Below are 16,189 nucleotides of genomic sequence, written 5' to 3' on the forward strand. Positions count from 1 at the left end.
TGGACTGCGTAGCCCGGTCAGCCGTCGACCGGAAGATGAGTGCCCTTGACGGTGCGCGAATGGCCGCGGAATTCGGCGATGTGCGTGCCGTCCTGGTTGGTGACGCGGACGTCGTAGACGCCGGACCTGCCCTGGCGCGACACCTCGCGGCAAGCTGCCGTCAGCCGGTCGCCGACGCGGCTGGGGGCAAGATAGGTGATCGAGGCCTGCTGCCCGACTGTGCGCTGGTTGTAGCCGTTGCAGGCGAAGGCAAAGGCGCTGTCGGCCAGCGTGAAGATATAGCCGCCGTGGCAGGTTCCGTGGCCGTTCGACATCGCCTCGGTCACTTGCATCGACAGCGTGGCCTCTCCGGGCGCCAGATGCTCCATCACCATGCCCAGGCGCTGGCTGGCCGAATCGTCGTTCCACAGCGCCTGGGCGCTGGCTTCGGCAAGCTCCTGCGGGGTCATTTCTGCGACGGGTTTCATTTGCCGGCGAACCTTGCGGGGCGCTTTTCCAGGAAGGCGGTGACGCCCTCGGCGTAGTCGGCGCTGCGGCCGGCCTGCTGTTGCAGGTCGCGCTCCATGTCCAGCTGTTCGTCGAGAGAGTTCGTCGCAGCGGCCTGGATCAGGCGCTTGGTCAGTCCCAGCCCCAGCGTCGGCCCGGCGGCGAGCGTTTCGGCCAGCTGCGTCGCTTCGGCCATCAGCTCGGCATCGTCGACGGCCTTCCAGATCAGGCCCCAGTCGGCGGCCCGTTCGGCGGGCAACGGCTCGGCCGTCAGGGCAAGGGCCTTGGCACGCGGCTCACCCAGGATGCGGGCCAGGGACCAGCTGCCGCCGGCGTCGGGGATCAGACCGATCTTGGCGAAAGCCTGGATGAACTTGGCCGATTTCGCCGCCAGCACGATGTCGCAGGCAAACGCGATGTTCGCCCCCGCGCCTGCGGCCACACCGTTCACGGCGCAGATCACCGGCTTTTCCAGCTGGCGAATCAGCCGCAGCGTCGGGTTGTAGAAGGTGTCCAGCGTCTTCCCCAAATCAGGCGCTGGACCGCCCTTGCGCGGATCGCGGTCACCCAGGTCCTGCCCGGCGCAGAAGCCGCGGCCCGCGCCGGTCAGCAGGACGGCACGCACCGCGTCGTCGTCATGCGCGCGCTGGATCTGCGCGCGCAGGGCCAGGTGCATGTCCTCGTTGAAGGAATTCAGCTTGTCGGGCCGGTTCAGGGTCAGGCGCAGCACGCCTGCTTCCAGACTGGCAAGGACGGTTTCGGATGCGGTCATGATGTCTCCCCCGTCCGCTGTCCCGGACGCCTTGAGAAAGTTCTTGCATAAACCGACCGGCCGGTCAATGATAAACCTGTCGGGGATGGAAGCCCCCGGCAGGAGGACACCATGTCGGATTTCTTCGACCTTCACCGGCCGACACTTGAGTCGGCCGTCTCGGCCCTTGCATGCCGCGAATACTGGACGCCTTACCCAGAGGTTCCCAGCGGCAAGATCTATGGCGAGACCGCCAAGCATGACGGCGAAGCAGCCTTCGCCGCGCTGATCGGGCAGGACTTCGACCTGCCGGGCCATCCGGGCGCAAGCCGCGCCGGGACCGAGGTGTCGCCCTTCGGCCCGACCCTTGCCATCCGCTACCCTGCTGCGACGCCTGACGACCTGATCGCCGCCGCGTCCACCGCAGCGCTCGCGCTGGCCGCCGCCTCGGTGGAAACCCGCATTGGCGTCTGTATCGAAGCCCTCGCCCGGCTGAACCGGCAAAGCTTCCTGATCGGCAACGCCACCATGCACACCACGGGTCAGGCCTTCGCGATGGCCTTCCAGGCGGGTGGCCCACACGCCCAGGATCGCGGGCTGGAGGCCGTCGCCGCTGCCTACGCCGAGATGACCCGCTTCGCCGCCCATGCCCGTTGGGAAAAGCCGCAAGGCAAGGCCGCGCCGATCGTGATGGAGAAGTCCTGGACCCTCCGCCCCGCCGGGATCGCGCTGACCATCGGCTGCAACACCTTCCCGACATGGAACTCCTACCCCGGCCTTTTCGCCAGCCTTGCCACCGGCAACCCGGTGATCGTGAAGCCGCACCCCCGCGCCATCCTGCCGCTGGCCCTGACCGTGCGCGTGCTGCGTGAGGTGCTGGTCGAAGCTGGCCTGCCCGCCGATGCCGTGTTGCTGGCCGTCGACGAACCGGGGGCCGAGATCACCAAGACCCTCGCCACCCGACCCGAAATCCGGCTGATCGACTACACCGGATCGTCCGCCTTCGGCACATGGCTGCGCGACAACGCCCGTCAGGCCCAGCTTTTCACCGAGGAAACCGGCGTCAACAGCGTGGTCATCGCCGCCACCAGCGACCTTGACGGGATGTGCGCCAACCTCGCCTTTGCGCTGTCGCTCTACTCCGGCCAGATGTGCACCTCCCCGCAGAACCTGTACATCCCCGCAGGCGGGATCGAGACCGACAAGGGCCACAAGTCCTTCGACGAGGTCGCCACCGCCCTCGTCACTGCCATCGACACCCTCCTGTCCGACCCCGCTCGTGCCGCTGGCATCTGCGGGGCCATCGCCAACCCGGCGACGCAAGCCCGGGCCGAGGCGAGTGCCGCCAAGGGCCGCGTCCTGCGCGCCGGGGCGTCGAAAGGCGAACCCGGCCCGCTGCTTCTGGCCGTGTCCGAAACCGATGCCATCGCAGGAGAAGAGTGCTTCGGCCCGGTCGCCTTCGTGATCGCAACCAAGGACGCCGACGCTGCCATCACTCAGGCCGCCGCACTGGCCGCCGAGAAGGGCGCGATCACGGCCGCCCTCTACGACACCGACGAAGCCCGCATCGCCCGCGCCGAGGCGGCCTTTGCTGATGCGGGCGTCAACCTGTCGATCAACCTGACCGGCAACATCTTCGTCAACCAGTCCGCGGCCTTTAGCGATTTCCACGTCACCGGCGCCAACCCCGCCGGCAACGCCAGCCTTACCGACACCGCCTTCGTCGCCACCCGCTTCCGCCGGGTGATGTCGCGCCGTTTGGCGGCCTGACTTCAACACAAACTCTCTGGGAGGAGACCAAATGAAAACGTTCCTGACCACCACCGCCCTGATCGCCCTGGCCCTTCCGGCGATGGCCGAAATCAAGATCGGCGCGTCGATCTCTGCCACCGGTCCCGCCGCCTTCCTGGGCGACCCGGAGCTGAAGACTCTGGAAATGCTGGTCGAAGACCTGAACGCCAAGGGCGGCATCAACGGCGAGGAAATCGTCCTTGTGGCCTATGACGACAACGGCGACCCGAACAAGGCCCGCACCTTCGCGACCCGCCTGGTCGAGGATGACGAAGTCGTCGCCATCATCGGCGGCACCACCACCGGCACCACCATGTCGATCCTGGCCGTGACCGAGGATGCCGAGATCCCCTTCATCTCGCTGGCCGGGGCCATCGACATCGTCCAGCCGGTGAAGCCCTTCACCTTCAAGACCCCGCACACCGACCGCATGGCCTGCCAGAAGATCTTCGAGGACATGCAGAAAGCCGGGATCACCAAGATCGGCATGATTTCGGGCACCGACGGCTTCGGCGCGTCGATGCAGGCCCAGTGCAAGGAAGTCGCCCCCGACTATGCCATCGAGATCCTTGCGGACGAGACCTATGATCCCAAGGACGCGGACATGACCGCGCAGCTGACCAAGATCAAGGGCACCGAGGGCGTGCAGGCGATCCTGAACCCCGGCTTCGGCCAGGGCCCGTCGATCGTGACGCGCAACGTCAAGCAGCTGGCCATCGACCTGCCGTTCTACCAGTCGCATGGCGTCGCCTCGGACGGGTTCATCGAGCTGGCGGGCGCAGACGCGGCCGAAGGCGTGCGCCTGCCGGGCACCGCGCTCTTGGTGGCCGACCTTCTGGCCGCTGACGATCCGCAGAAGCCCGTGGTCGATGCCTACAAGGCGATGTTCGAGGAAAAGACCGGCACCCCGGTCGGCACCTTTGGCGGCTATGCCCATGACGCCTTCCTGATCATGACCGACGCCATCACCCGCGCCGGTTCGGCCGAACCCGCCGCGATCCGCGACGCCATCGAGGCGACCTCGGGCCTGGCTGGCACCACCGGCATCTACACCTTCACGCCCGAGGATCACCTGGGCCTCGACCTGTCCGCCTTCCGCATGCTGGAGATCCAGGGCGGCAAGTGGACCCTGGTCCAGTGATCTACCCGCCGCGTCCCTGATAACGGGGGCGCGGCAACCCTTTCACGGGCCATCGGGGGCTGGGACGCATGTCGGAACTTCTGCAATTCCTTCTGTCCGGGGTGACGGTCGGCGCGGTCTATGCGCTGGTCGCCTTGGGTTTTACCATCATCTACAACGCCTCGGACGTGGTGAACTTTGCCCAGGGCGAGTTCGTCATGCTGGGCGGGATGATCACGGTCATGGCCTATACCGCGGGCGCACCGCTGCCTTTGGCCGCGCTGGCCGCCGTTGTCACGACCGCCGCGCTGGGGGTGGCGATGAACAAGCTGGCCATCGAGCCGGCCCGAGGCGCACCCGTCGTGTCGCTGGTCATCATCACCATCGGGGCCTCAATCTTCATCCGCGGCGTGGCGCAACTGGTCTTCGGCAAGCAGATCCATACGTTCCCGGCCTTTTCCGGCGATGACCCGATCCGCATCCTTGGCGCGACGATCCTGCCGCAAAGCCTGTGGGTGATTGCGGGGTCGGTCGCGGTGTTCATCGGGCTGTGGCTGTTCTTCACCCGCACCCTTCTGGGCCGGGCGGTGCTGGCGACGTCGAACAACCGGCTGGCTGCACAGCTTGTCGGGATCAACACGCCCTTCGTGATGACCCTGTCCTTTGCCATGTCCGCCGGGATCGGCGCGCTGGCGGGGGTGCTCGTGACCCCGATCACCATGACCTCCTACGACGTGGGCCTGGCCTTCGCGCTGAAGGGCTTTGCCGCCGCGATGCTGGGCGGGATGGGCAATCCCAAGGGTGCCTTGGTGGGTGGCTTCCTGCTGGGCGTGCTGGAGGGGCTGACGGCCGGCTACATCAGCTCGCAGTACAAGGACGCGGCGGCCTTCATCGTGATCCTGGGTGTGCTCTTCTTCCTGCCGCAGGGCCTCTTTGGCCGCGCATCGACGGATCGGGTGTGACCATGCGACTGACCGCCAAATCCGCCACCTTGCTGGCCCTTGTCATCCTGATCGCACTGTCGCCGATCTTCTTCCCCTCGGGCTTTTACTACCGGGTGGGGGCACTGATCTTCGTCAATGCGCTGGCCGTCACCGGGATCGTGATCCTGACCGGCTGGGCCGGGCAGATCAGCCTGGGCCACGCCGGGTTCGCCGGGATCGGGGCCTACGCCTGCGCGTTGGCCCCGGTGCATTGGGGCATCCACCCCGCCCTTGCCGTTCTGCTGGGCGCGGCGGTTTCCGCTGTCCTCGCCTGGCTTGTCGGTCGCCCGATCCTGCGGCTGAAAGGTTACTACCTTGCCGTCGCCTCGCTGGGCATGGGCATCCTGATCTCGATGGTGCTGAACAACGAACGCTGGCTGACCCGCGGCCCCGACGGGATCGAGGTCCCCGACCTTGGCCTGCGCGACGTGCTGAAGGACGCGGGTCTGAACCTGTCGAACGGCCAGTTCTGGTACTTCTTCTGCGGGATCGTCCTGATCCTGGGCGCCTGGCTTGCCCTGAACCTGCGCGACAGCGCCACGGGCAGGGCCCTGCGCGCCCTTCACGGGTCCGAGGTCGCGGCCCGCACCGTCGGCATGGACGTGGCCAAGCTGAAACTCCAGGCCTTCGTGATCTCGGCCGTCTATGCCTCGGTCTCCGGCTCGCTGCTTGCGCTTCAGAACAAGTTCATCACGCCGGACGTGGCGGGCTTCATGCACTCGGTCGAGATGGTGACGATGGCTGTCCTTGGCGGCGTCGGCTCGGTCGCGGGCGCGATCTTCGGCGCGGCGGTGCTGACGCTTCTGCCGCAGGTGCTGACGGTGTTCGCCGAATACGAACAACTGGTGCTGGGACTGGTCATGGTGCTGGTGATGATCTTCCTGCGCGAAGGCGTCGTCCCGTCGATCCTGCGCAAGATCCGGGGGAGTGGCGAATGAACCTTCTGTCGATCGAGGGGCTGGGCATCAGCTTCGGCGGCCTCAAGGCGGTGAACGACGTGTCGTTCGGGGTGAAACCGGGCGAGATCGTCTCGGTCATCGGGCCGAACGGGGCGGGGAAGACCACGCTGTTCAACATGATCTCGGGCGTCTATCGGCCGGGGTCGGGCAAGGTGCTGCTGAACGGCGAGGACGTGACCGCCATGTCCCCGCACCTGCTGGCCCGGCGCGGCATGTGCCGGACCTTCCAGAACCTCCAGGTCTTCCAGTCGATGACCGTCTTGGAGAACGTGGTCTCGGGCTACCACCTGCAGGAAAGCGGGTCGGTGCTGGCCGATCTTCTGAACCTGCCCACCTCGCGCCGCCGCGCCCGCGAAGCCGAGGCCGGGGCGCGTGACCTGCTGAAACGCGTCGGTCTGGAACGCGCGGCGGAACGTGAGGCGGGCAGCCTCTCGTACGGCTCGCTCAAGCGGCTGGAGATTGCCCGCGCGATGGCGCTGAAGCCGAAGGTCCTTTTGCTGGACGAACCGGCGGCGGGGTGCAACGCGGTAGAAACCGAGGAAATCGACCACCTGATCGCCGAAATCGCCGCCTCGGGCGTGGCGATCCTGCTGGTGGAACACGACATGAAGCTGGTGATGCGGATTTCCAACCACATCGTCGTTCTGGACCACGGCGAGAAGATCGCCGAGGGCGACCCGGCCTCGGTCAGTCAGAACCCTGCCGTCATCGCTGCCTATCTGGGGGCCGAAAATGCTGCTCGTTGAAGGTCTGCGCGCCCGCTACGGGCGGATCGAAGTGCTGCACGGGATCGACCTTGCGGTGAACTCGGGCGAGATCGTCACCGTGATCGGCGCGAACGGGGCGGGCAAGACCACGCTTTTGCGCTGCCTGTCGGGTGTCCACCCGGCTGCGGGCGGAACGATCACCTTCCGGGGCGACACCCTGTCGGGCGTCCCGGCCTGGCGGCGTGTTGGGAGGGGGCTGGCGCAATCGCCCGAAGGCCGGCAGATCTTCACCAATCTGACGGTCGAGGAGAACCTGCGCCTCGGCGCGTATCTCTTCGCCGATGACCGGGTGGAAAAGGACATGCAGGACGCCTTCCAGATGTTCCCGATCCTGAGGGAAAAGCGCAACCTTGCGGCGGGCGGGCTGTCCGGGGGCCAGCAGCAGATGTTGGCGATGGCGCGGGCACTGATGGGGCGGCCATCGTGCCTTTTGCTCGATGAACCCTCGATGGGCCTGGCCCCGATCATCGTCGCGCAGATCTTCGACGTGGTGAAGGGGCTGAAGGCGCTGGACGTCACGGTCCTTCTGGTGGAACAGAATGCCTATGGCGCGCTGAAGATCGCGGACCGGGGCTATGTGATGGAGACGGGGCGGATCACGATGGACGGACCGGCGCAGGACCTGATCGCCGACCCGCGCATCCGCGAAGCCTATCTGGGGATTTGAGATGATCAGCATCGACCGCGACGGCGAGGTGGCCGTCGTCACCGTGGATAATCCGCCGGTCAACGCCCTGGGTCAGCCCCTGCGCCAGGCGCTGTGGGACGCCGTGGGCACGCTGGACGCCGACCCTGCCATCCGTGCGGTCGTACTCATCTGCGCCGGGCGCACCTTCATCGCCGGGGCGGATGTGACCGAGTTCGGCAAGCCCCCCGTCCCCCCGCATCTGCCCGACCTGGTGGACCGGCTGGAGCAGGCATCAAAACCCTGGGTCGCCGCAATCCACGGCTCAGCGCTTGGCGGGGGTTTCGAGGTCGCCATGGGCTGCCGCTTCCGCGTGGCTTTGGACACCGCCGCGGTCGGGCTGCCCGAAGTGAGCCTTGGCATCGTTCCCGGGGCTTCCGGCACTGTCCGCACCCCCCGCTTGGCCGGGGTGGAAGCGGCGGTCGACCTTGTCACCACCGGCCGCTCGGTCAAGGCCGCCCGCGCCCTGACGATGGGCCTGGTCGATGCCGTTGTCAGCAAGGACCTGCGCGCCGAGGCTGTGGCCTTTGCCCGCATCGCCCTGACCCAAGCCCTGCCGCAGCCGATCTCGGCCCGTCCCGTCACCGCACCCGACGCGGCCTGGTGGGATGAGCAGCGCACAGCCATCGCCAAGCGCGCCAAGGGAGAGGTTGCCCCCCTTCGCGCGCTGGACTGCCTGCGCATCGCCGCCGAAAAGCCCTTCGCCGAGGCGATGGCCTTTGAGCGCGCGACCTTCCTTGAACTGCGTGTGTCCGAGCAAGCCGCCGCCCTGCGCCACATCTTCTTTGCCGAACGCGGTGCGGCACGGCCCGCGCATCTGGGCGACGCGAAACCGAAGGACATCCGCTCTGCCGCGGTGATCGGCGGCGGCACGATGGGCGCGGGCATCGCCGCTGCGCTGCGCGATGCGGGCCTGCCTGTGACCCTGATCGAACGCGACGAAGAAGCGGTCCGGCGCGGCCTTGCCAACCTTCGCAGCATCTTCGACGGCGCTGTCAAGCGTGGCAAGCTGACCGAGGTGCAGGCGCAGGCCCGGATGGACGGCGTGACGTCAGGCAGCGATTATGCCCTTCTTTCCGACACCGATCTGGTGATCGAGGCGGTGTTCGAGGACCTGGCCGTCAAGCGCGCCGTCTTTGCCCAGCTGGGCCAGACCTGCCGCGCCGATGCGATCCTGGCGACGAACACCTCATACCTCGACCCACGGCGCATCGCCGAGGGCCTGCCCCACCCCGACCGCTTCATCGGCCTGCATTTCTTCAGCCCGGCCAACGTGATGAAACTGCTGGAGATCGTGCCCATGCCCGACACATCTTCCGAGACACTGGCGACCGGCTTCGCCCTCGCGCGGCAACTGGGCAAAATCCCTGTCCAGGCCGGGATCTGCGACGGTTTCATCGGCAACCGCATCCTGAAACGCTACCGCTCCGAGGCCGAGGCGCTGGTCCGGCACGGCACCCCCATCGCCACCATCGACGCTGCCATGCGCGGCCACGGCTTTGCGATGGGCCCGTTCGAGGCGCAGGATCTTGGCGGGCTGGATATCGCCTATCTCCAACGCGAAGGCGCGCGGGCGGCGGGGCAGGATGTGCCGGAAACGCTGGGCGACATTCTTGTCCGCGCGGGCCGCAAGGGTCAGAAGACCGGTGGCGGCTGGTACGACTACGCGCCGGGCGACCGGACGCCGAAACCATCCGAGGCCGCGGCCGGGCTGCTTGCCGACCGCATCGGCACTGGTCCGGGTCTCACAGCCGAAGACATCGCTACCCGGCTGACGGCGGCGATGGCGGCCGAGGGGAAGGCGATCCTTGCCGAGGGCATCGCTCTCAAACCCTCTGATATCGACCTGGTGGAGGTGCACGGCTACGGCTACCCCCGCTGGCGCGGTGGTCCGATGTTCGACGCCGACGCGTCGCAGCGGTCAGTCTGACGCGGTCGCTTGCGGCAACCGCCGGTCAGTCATAGCGCAGCGGAGTCGCCTTGCCGCGGAAGATCCAGTAGCTGAGAATGGAATAGGCCAGGATCGTCGGCAGCACGATCAACGTTCCGACCAAGATGATCGCCAGCGATTCGGGTGCGCTGGCGGCCTCGTAGATCGTGATCGCCTCGGGCACGATGAACGGGTAGAAGCTGTAGGCCATCCCCGCGAACCCCAGCACGAAAAGCGCGATAGAGGCCGCGAAGGGGACCCAGGCGAAGCGGTCCCCGTCCATCGGCAGGCGGCGCAGTTTCCACCAGATCAGGCCGATCAGCAGCCCGGACAGGACGGGAAGCGGCGACAGATACAGGATCTGCGGCAGGCCGAACCATTTGTCGAAGATGCGCTGGGACACCAGCGGCGTGGCAAGCGAGATTGCCCCCATCCCGAGGACGACGCCCCAGATGCCGCCCTGCGACCACTCCACCGCCTTTTTCTGCAACTGGCCTTCCGTCTTGGCGATCAGCCAGGTCGCGCCGATGAAGCTGTAGGCCACGGTCAGGAAGACCGCCGTAACCAGGGCAAAGCCGACGTGCCACCAGGTGTAGCTGAGCCCCATGATGTAAAGCCCCAGCATGAAGCCCTGCGACAGGCCGGTCATCAGGCTGCCGGTGAAGAAGGCGCCATCCCAGGCGCGCTTGTGCTTGAGCGGGGCCTTGGCGCGGAACTCGAACGCGACGCCGCGCAGGATCAGGCCGACCAGCATCACCGCCACGGGCAGGTAAAGCTGCGTCAGGATCGCGCCATGCGCCACGGGGAAGGCGACAAGCAGAAGCCCGATTGCCAGCACCAGCCAGGTCTCGTTCGCGTCCCAGAAGGGGCCGATGCTGGCGACCATCGTGTCGCGTTCGTCGGGCGTGGCGAAGGGAAACAGGATGCCGACGCCCAGGTCGAACCCGTCAAGGACGACGTAGATCAGGATCGACAGGCCCAGAAGGGCGGCAAAGATGAAGGGCAGGTCCAGGCTTGCGAACATCGGGGTCACTCCGCCGGGATGGCCATCGCTTCGCCACCCTTCACCCGTTCGTCCTTGGGCAGGGGTTCGCCGCGGGCCGCCTTGCGGGCCAGGTAGGTGATGACCCCCATGTAGGCCAGGATCAGCGCGGCATAGACGGCCAGGTAGACCAGCAGCGTCGTAAGCACCATCGGCGCGGGCACGTCCGCCACGGCGGCCTTGGTGGTCAGCACACCCTGCACCAGCCAGGGCTGGCGGCCGATCTCGGTGGTGTACCAGCCCGCCAGCGTGGCGATCCAGCCCGAGAAGGCCAACCCTGACATCCCGTAAAGGTACAGCCGCGGCATCGCGTCCACTCCGCGCCGCCACAGCAGGAACGCACCCGTCCAGCTGGCCAGCAGCATCAGCATGCCGACGCCGACCATGATCCGGAACGACCAGAACACCGGGGCGACGGGGGGGTGCAGCACCTCGCCCTCGGCGGTGACGAAGTCGTTCAGGCCGGGCACGACGCCTGCGGGGTCATGCTTGAGGATGATTGAGGCCAGCGAAGGGATGCCGATCTCGAAGTGGTTGGTGCGGGCGTCTTCGTCGGGAATGGCGAAGAGGAGGAGAGGGACGTTCCCGCCAGTCTCCCAGTTGCCCTCCATCGCGGCAACCTTCTGGGGCTGGTGTTCCAGCGTGTTCAGCCCGTGCATGTCGCCCATCAGGATCTGCAGCGGGATCAGCACCGCGCCCAGGATCACGCCCACCCGGAAGGTCGAGCGCACGCTGGCGCTGCGGTCGTTCATCAACAGGCGCAGCGCGCTGATGCCCGCGATCAGGAAGGCCACGGTCAGCCCGCTGGCCAGCAGCATGTGGCCCAGTCGGTAGGGCATCGAGGGGTTGAAGATGATCGCCCACCAGTCGGTCGCATGGACGATGCCGTCGCGCAGCTCATACCCCTGGGGCGTGTGCATCCAGCTGTTCAGGACCAAAATCCAGAACGCCGACATCGTGGTGCCGAAGGCGACAAGGGCGGTGGCCAGCGTGTGCAGCCAGCCCGGAACGCGACTGGCGCCGAACAGCATGATGCCAAGGAAGACCGCCTCAAGGAAGAAGGCCGTAAGCACCTCATAGGCCAGCAGCGGGCCGGCGACGTTGCCGACCGTTTCCATGAAGCCGGGCCAGTTGGTGCCGAACTGGAAGGACATGGTGATGCCCGACACGACACCCAGCGCAAAGGTCAGGGCGAAGACCTTGACCCAGAACATGTAAGCCTCGGCCCACTTGCGGTCCCCGGTCGCGTTGAACCGCAGCTTGAAGAACAGAAGCACCCAGCCCAGCGCGATGGTGATCGTCGGAAACAGGATGTGGAACGAGATGTTTGCCCCGAACTGGATTCGGGAAAGCAGAAGAGTGTCCATCGCTACCAACGCTCCTGTAACTCGCCGACATCGGGCCGGTCTGGCGGTATATGGCTCGGCTTATGCGGAATGCCAGTGGGGGCGCGGCGGCGCGCCGCAGGGGGAATGGCAGATAAAAGGGTGATTAGGCCAAACGCGCTGGAAATGCCGCCCTTTTTACGCAAATCAGTGACTTAGGCTGCAAGGTCGCAGCTGCGGAGCCGACCAGCGTCAGCCTGCTGTTCCGCGTCCTGAAGCCCGACCGTCGGTGCGCTGGAACTCAGGAACTCAGGACACGGTGGCACCGCCGGTGCGCTTGTGCCCCAAAGTGCGGGCCTGTCCGGCGACGACCGAAACGTCACGGACGCGCTTTATTGTGCAGGCGGCGCTTCATCGCCCGATTAACGGGCCATCCCGCCGCTAACTCGGCGGAAAGCTGCCCCGGAAACGCGCTGACCTCTCGGCGCACAAGTTCCAGAGGAACAATCCCGTCACCATCGCGTTGACCGGCCGGGAATGGGACCTGGGGAATATGGGACGTGGGACGCTTGGCACAGGCGCATGCGCAGAGGGGCAGCGATGGCTGACCGATTGAGCATTGCGATCATCGACGCCAATCCGCTGCTTGCAGACGGAATCGCCGCCCTGTTGACGCAGGACGACAGTTTTGCCGCGCGCACCGTGTTCCTTGGTTCCAAACCCGGCGAGGCCGCTCCGGGCGGATTCGATGTCATCATCATTGATCCGGCCCAGGTTGACGTCACTCCCGCCCAGTTGTCGCGTGAATTGCGGGGCCGGGGCGGGGCGATGGTGGCCTATTGCAGTTCGCTCTCTGAAAGCCTGGCGCATGACTGCATTGTCGCCGGGTTTCACGGTGTCCTGCCCAAGACAGTGTCCTTCGACGTGCTGAAGATTGCCCTGGCCACCACCGCCCGGGGTGGCATCTTCATCGACAAGGCCTTCGCGGCGGCGATCGCACCCCGACCGGGTGCCGAAGACCCGCCAGCCCCGCCTGTCCAGGACCGCCGTCTGTCCGAACGCGAGATGTTCGTGCTGAAATCGGTGGCACATGGCAAGTCGCTGAAAGAGATCGGGCGCGAGCTGGACCTCTCCTCGAAGACGATCGAGACCTACAAGGCCCGCGGGACCAGCAAACTGAACCTGTCGGGCCGCCGCCAGATCGTCGAGTTCGCCATCGCCCAGGGATGGGTTGACGGGACCTCTCTCACCGCCGGCTGAGAAAAGCGTCGGCTTTCAATAAGATCGGAAACCCGCCGTTTCAGGTGGCCGCCTTGCCTTCGCACCTGCAGAAACGGCTGACAGGAAAATCCTTACACCGCCGGTTTAGCCTGACAGGATCACCCCCCGCTGTAGGGTTTATCCCTGACAAGACCCCCCGGAAATCGGGGTTTTTCCCTGACTTTCCGCAGAGTCGAGACCGTGCCTACCCTATTTGCGGGATGCTGCACTGCTGCATGCGGTGTGGGGAATTGCGGTCTGACGACCGGGGAAAAGGAGTGGGCAATGGCACGGCTTGCAGTGTTTGGAATCGGCTATGTCGGGGTAGTCTCCGCAGCCTGTCTGGCCCGGGACGGCCACCAGGTCATCGCGGTGGACGTCGATCCCGCCAGGGTGGCGGCAATCAACGAGGGGCGCTCGCCCATCGTCGAGAAAGACCTGCCCGAACTTATCGCGCAGATGGTGGCCCAGGGTCGGCTGACCGCCACGACCGATGCCGAGGCGGCGATCCACGCGACCGATGCCTCGTTCGTCTGTGTCGGCACGCCCAGTGCGGCGGATCACTCCATCGGGCTGACCCATGTCACCGCGGTCTGCACTGACATCGGCCGCGCCCTGGCGACGCATCCGGGGTTCCACTCGGTCATCCTGCGGTCGACCATCGTGCCGGGCACCACAGAGCGCTTCTGCATTCCGATCCTGGAGCAGGCATCGGGCAAGCAGGCAGGGCGGGATTTTGGCGTGGGGTATTACCCCGAGTTCCTGCGTGAAAGCACGGCGATCCAGGACTATGGCGATCCCGGCCTGATCGTCTTCGGGGCGCTGGATTCGGCCACCGGGGCGCTGCTGACCTCGCTGAACCGCGACCTGCCCTGCGAGATGCACCTGGTCGATCTGCCGACGGCCGAGATGGTGAAATACACCTCGAACGCCTGGCGGGCGGTGAAGGTCAGCTTCGCCAACGAGATCGGGAACATTGCCAAGGCGGCCGGGTTGGATGGCCAGCGGGTCATGTCGATCCTGTGTTCGGATCACAAGGTTTCGATGAGCCCCTATTTCCTGCGTCCGGGCTTCGCTTTCGGCGGGTCCTGCCTGCCGAAGGATGTCCGCGCGCTGCGGGCATTTGCGGGGGACCACAAGGTCTCCTCGCCCCTGCTGGACGCCGTGCTGGTCGCCAACGCGGCCCAGATCCAGCGTGCGGAAGAGATGATCCACGCCTCGGGCAAGACCCGGGTCGGGATGGTCGGCATCAGTTTCAAGCCGGGGACCGACGACCTGCGGGAAAGCCCGCTGGCCGAGCTGGCAAGCCGGCTGATCGGGCGGGGGATGGAGCTGATGGTCTACGACCCCTTTGTGCTTGAGGCCTTTGCCAACGACAACACCGCCGTGGGTCGCGGGTTGGACACGGACATCGCGCTGGGCAGCCGTCTGGTCGGGTCGATCGACGAACTGATCGCAGGCTCGGACATCGTGCTGGTCGGCAACCGCTATGACGAGGCGATCCGTCCCCTCCAGGCCGCATTGGGCAACCGCCCGATGGTCGACCTCACGCGGATCAAGCCGGGCCAGCGGTCCGAAGGCACCTACGAGGGGATCTGCTGGTGATGCCCCGCCTGTCCCTGATCCTTGGTCACGTGCTTTACCTGGCGGTGCTGGCGCTTCTTGTGCTGAGCATCCCGCTGGGGGCGCTGGGCCATGTCTCGGACGGGCTGATCGTCGTCGGCGTGGTCGGGGCCTGGCGCTATGGCTGGGCGCTGGTCAACTACCTGCGGGCGCTGGCCTATACCCGCTTTGCCTATCCCCGGCTGAAGGCGCGGGCGCGGGCAGCCCATGCGGCGGAACCCATCCACGGCCACGCCTATTTCCTGATCACCAGCTACAAGATCGACACCGATACCACCCGCCGCGTCTATCAGGCGCTGTTCCGTGCCGCAGCCGTGGCGCAGGGGGGTGCTACCATCGTCGCGTCGGTCGTCGACACCTCGGACCTGCGGCTGATCCGGCGCATCCATGCGTTGATGGATGTCCCGATGGACGGAGTGAATCTGGTGATCGACCAGATCCCCGGCACCGGCAAGCGTGACGCGCTGGCCCGGTCCCTGCGGCTGATCGGGCGGCAGGCGCCGTCGCGGCGGGACATCCTGCTTCTGGTCGACGGCGACAGCTGCGTGCCCGAGGACATCGTCGCCGCCTCGGCCCCCTTCTTCACCGACCCGACCGTGGGCGCCCTGACGACTGACGAGGCGGTCGAGATCAAGCCAAGCCTCTTTGCCGACTGGTTTGCCCTGCGCTTCACCCAGCGGCAGATGATGATGAGCTCGATGGGCCTGTCCGGTCGCGTGCTGACCCTGACCGGCCGCATGTCGGTCTTCCGCGCCGATCTGGCGACGCAGCCCGAGTTCGTCCGCATGGTCCAGCACGACCACATCGACCACTGGCGGCTGGGGCGCGTCCATTTCCTGACCGGCGACGACAAGTCGACCTGGTTCTGGCTGCTGCAACGTGGCTACCGGATGCTGTATCTGCCCGACGTCACCTCGCTTTCGATGGAGACGCAGCCCAAGCCAGGCTTCGCCGACAGCGCCATCACCCTGATGATCCGCTGGTTCGGCAACATGCTGCGGACCAATGGGCGCGCTCTGTCGCTTGGGCCACGGCGGATCGGGCTGTTCACCTGGTGGTCGATCCTGGATCAGAAGCTGGGCATCTGGACCACGCTGGCCGGCCCGATCTCGGTTGCCCTGGCCGCGGTCTTCGTCGAGCCCCTGGTCCTGCCCGCCTACATCGCCTGGGTGATGGCGACCCGCTACGTCTTCTGCTGGGTGCTGGCGACGATCCGGGGCCGGGGCTTCCCGATCACCTATCCGCTCCTGCTGTATTTCGGCCAGATCGTCGGCGCCGCGGTGAAAAGCTACGTGCTGTTCCGCCTGGATCGCCAGCGCTGGACCCGACAGTCCACCGCCTTCGCGGCCCCCGCCCTTGGCGACCGCCTGCGTGCCTTCGGCTCGACCTATGTCCATCTCCTTGCCCTCGGCTGGCTGACCTTCGGGGTCATGCTGTTGTCGGGGCTTGTCTGAAACCCGTCTGGAA

14 protein-coding genes are annotated in these 16,189 nt (G+C 66.4%); 10 read left to right on the forward strand and 4 right to left on the reverse strand.

Annotation, left to right across the window (positions count from 1 at the left end; genetic code table 11):
- Window positions 1-17 precede the first annotated feature (17 nt).
- Window positions 18-449: a hydroxyphenylacetyl-CoA thioesterase PaaI gene (gene paaI, locus U1E69_RS05435; protein WP_322243378.1), complete on the reverse strand. Its 432-nt coding sequence runs from the start codon at window positions 447-449 to the stop codon at window positions 18-20.
- A gap of 14 nt (window positions 450-463) precedes the next feature.
- Window positions 464-1,258 carry a 2-(1,2-epoxy-1,2-dihydrophenyl)acetyl-CoA isomerase PaaG gene (gene paaG, locus U1E69_RS05440; protein WP_322243349.1) on the reverse strand — a complete coding sequence of 265 codons (795 nt, stop codon included), beginning with the start codon at window positions 1,256-1,258 and terminating at the stop codon, window positions 464-466.
- A 111-nt stretch (window positions 1,259-1,369) separates the two neighbouring features.
- Here paaG and paaN point away from each other — a divergent pair, with 111 nt between their 5' ends.
- The 7 genes from paaN to U1E69_RS05475 all read left to right on the forward strand — a co-directional run bounded on the left by paaN (window position 1,370) and on the right by U1E69_RS05475 (window position 9,472).
- Window positions 1,370-3,007, forward strand: a complete 1,638-nt coding sequence (gene paaN, locus U1E69_RS05445; RefSeq protein ID WP_322243350.1) for a phenylacetic acid degradation protein PaaN — start codon at window positions 1,370-1,372, stop codon at window positions 3,005-3,007.
- Between the two features lie 31 nt (window positions 3,008-3,038).
- Window positions 3,039-4,169, forward strand: coding sequence for an ABC transporter substrate-binding protein (locus U1E69_RS05450; RefSeq protein ID WP_322243351.1), 1,131 nt, complete (start codon window positions 3,039-3,041; stop codon window positions 4,167-4,169).
- 68 nt (window positions 4,170-4,237) lie between these two features.
- On the forward strand, window positions 4,238-5,110 hold the full coding sequence (locus U1E69_RS05455; protein ID WP_322243352.1) for a branched-chain amino acid ABC transporter permease: 873 nt from the start codon (window positions 4,238-4,240) through the stop codon (window positions 5,108-5,110).
- A 2-nt stretch (window positions 5,111-5,112) separates the two neighbouring features.
- The gene (locus U1E69_RS05460; protein WP_322243353.1) at window positions 5,113-6,069 is read left to right on the forward strand and encodes a branched-chain amino acid ABC transporter permease; all 957 of its coding nucleotides are present in this window, start codon (window positions 5,113-5,115) and stop codon (window positions 6,067-6,069) included.
- Window positions 6,066-6,836 carry an ABC transporter ATP-binding protein gene (locus tag U1E69_RS05465; protein ID WP_322243354.1) on the forward strand — a complete coding sequence of 257 codons (771 nt, stop codon included), beginning with the start codon at window positions 6,066-6,068 and terminating at the stop codon, window positions 6,834-6,836. Before U1E69_RS05460 ends, U1E69_RS05465 begins: the two co-directional genes overlap by 4 nt.
- Window positions 6,823-7,524, forward strand: a complete 702-nt coding sequence (locus U1E69_RS05470) for an ABC transporter ATP-binding protein (RefSeq protein WP_322243355.1) — start codon at window positions 6,823-6,825, stop codon at window positions 7,522-7,524. The genes U1E69_RS05465 and U1E69_RS05470 overlap by 14 nt, the downstream gene beginning before the upstream one ends.
- Before the next feature lies 1 nt (window position 7,525).
- A complete protein-coding gene (locus tag U1E69_RS05475) occupies window positions 7,526-9,472 on the forward strand; it encodes a 3-hydroxyacyl-CoA dehydrogenase NAD-binding domain-containing protein (RefSeq protein WP_322243356.1) in 1,947 nt (648 codons plus the stop codon).
- Between the two features lie 25 nt (window positions 9,473-9,497).
- Here U1E69_RS05475 and U1E69_RS05480 read toward each other — a convergent pair whose 3' ends face one another.
- A complete protein-coding gene (locus U1E69_RS05480; RefSeq protein ID WP_322243357.1) occupies window positions 9,498-10,496 on the reverse strand; it encodes a cytochrome d ubiquinol oxidase subunit II in 999 nt (332 codons plus the stop codon).
- A 5-nt stretch (window positions 10,497-10,501) separates the two neighbouring features.
- Entirely contained in the window at window positions 10,502-11,881 is a 1,380-nt protein-coding gene (locus U1E69_RS05485; protein WP_322243358.1) for a cytochrome ubiquinol oxidase subunit I, read from the reverse strand.
- A 558-nt stretch (window positions 11,882-12,439) separates the two neighbouring features.
- On the opposite strand from U1E69_RS05485, the gene U1E69_RS05490 reads away from it, so the two are divergent.
- The 3 genes from U1E69_RS05490 to U1E69_RS05500 all read left to right on the forward strand — a co-directional run bounded on the left by U1E69_RS05490 (window position 12,440) and on the right by U1E69_RS05500 (window position 16,176).
- The gene (locus U1E69_RS05490; protein ID WP_322243359.1) at window positions 12,440-13,099 is read left to right on the forward strand and encodes a response regulator transcription factor; all 660 of its coding nucleotides are present in this window, start codon (window positions 12,440-12,442) and stop codon (window positions 13,097-13,099) included.
- Window positions 13,100-13,384: 285 nt separating this feature from the next.
- A complete protein-coding gene (locus U1E69_RS05495) occupies window positions 13,385-14,704 on the forward strand; it encodes a nucleotide sugar dehydrogenase (RefSeq protein WP_322243360.1) in 1,320 nt (439 codons plus the stop codon).
- Window positions 14,704-16,176 carry a glycosyltransferase gene (locus U1E69_RS05500; protein ID WP_322243361.1) on the forward strand — a complete coding sequence of 491 codons (1,473 nt, stop codon included), beginning with the start codon at window positions 14,704-14,706 and terminating at the stop codon, window positions 16,174-16,176. Before U1E69_RS05495 ends, U1E69_RS05500 begins: the two co-directional genes overlap by 1 nt.
- Window positions 16,177-16,189 lie beyond the last annotated feature (13 nt).

The organism is Tabrizicola sp. (genome assembly GCF_034366665.1).
Taxonomy (GTDB): Bacteria; Pseudomonadota; Alphaproteobacteria; order Rhodobacterales; family Rhodobacteraceae; genus Tabrizicola.

Coding starts and splice junctions, on each gene's coding strand:
- paaI (WP_322243378.1), bottom strand. CDS start 449: ATGACCCCGCAGGAGCTTGCCGAAGCCAGCGCCCAGGCGCTGTGGAAC.
- paaG (WP_322243349.1), bottom strand. CDS start 1,258: ATGACCGCATCCGAAACCGTCCTTGCCAGTCTGGAAGCAGGCGTGCTG.
- paaN (WP_322243350.1), top strand. CDS start 1,370: ATGTCGGATTTCTTCGACCTTCACCGGCCGACACTTGAGTCGGCCGTC.
- U1E69_RS05450 (WP_322243351.1), top strand. CDS start 3,039: ATGAAAACGTTCCTGACCACCACCGCCCTGATCGCCCTGGCCCTTCCG.
- U1E69_RS05455 (WP_322243352.1), top strand. CDS start 4,238: ATGTCGGAACTTCTGCAATTCCTTCTGTCCGGGGTGACGGTCGGCGCG.
- U1E69_RS05460 (WP_322243353.1), top strand. CDS start 5,113: ATGCGACTGACCGCCAAATCCGCCACCTTGCTGGCCCTTGTCATCCTG.
- U1E69_RS05465 (WP_322243354.1), top strand. CDS start 6,066: ATGAACCTTCTGTCGATCGAGGGGCTGGGCATCAGCTTCGGCGGCCTC.
- U1E69_RS05470 (WP_322243355.1), top strand. CDS start 6,823: ATGCTGCTCGTTGAAGGTCTGCGCGCCCGCTACGGGCGGATCGAAGTG.
- U1E69_RS05475 (WP_322243356.1), top strand. CDS start 7,526: ATGATCAGCATCGACCGCGACGGCGAGGTGGCCGTCGTCACCGTGGAT.
- U1E69_RS05480 (WP_322243357.1), bottom strand. CDS start 10,496: ATGTTCGCAAGCCTGGACCTGCCCTTCATCTTTGCCGCCCTTCTGGGC.
- U1E69_RS05485 (WP_322243358.1), bottom strand. CDS start 11,881: ATGGACACTCTTCTGCTTTCCCGAATCCAGTTCGGGGCAAACATCTCG.
- U1E69_RS05490 (WP_322243359.1), top strand. CDS start 12,440: ATGGCTGACCGATTGAGCATTGCGATCATCGACGCCAATCCGCTGCTT.
- U1E69_RS05495 (WP_322243360.1), top strand. CDS start 13,385: ATGGCACGGCTTGCAGTGTTTGGAATCGGCTATGTCGGGGTAGTCTCC.
- U1E69_RS05500 (WP_322243361.1), top strand. CDS start 14,704: ATGCCCCGCCTGTCCCTGATCCTTGGTCACGTGCTTTACCTGGCGGTG.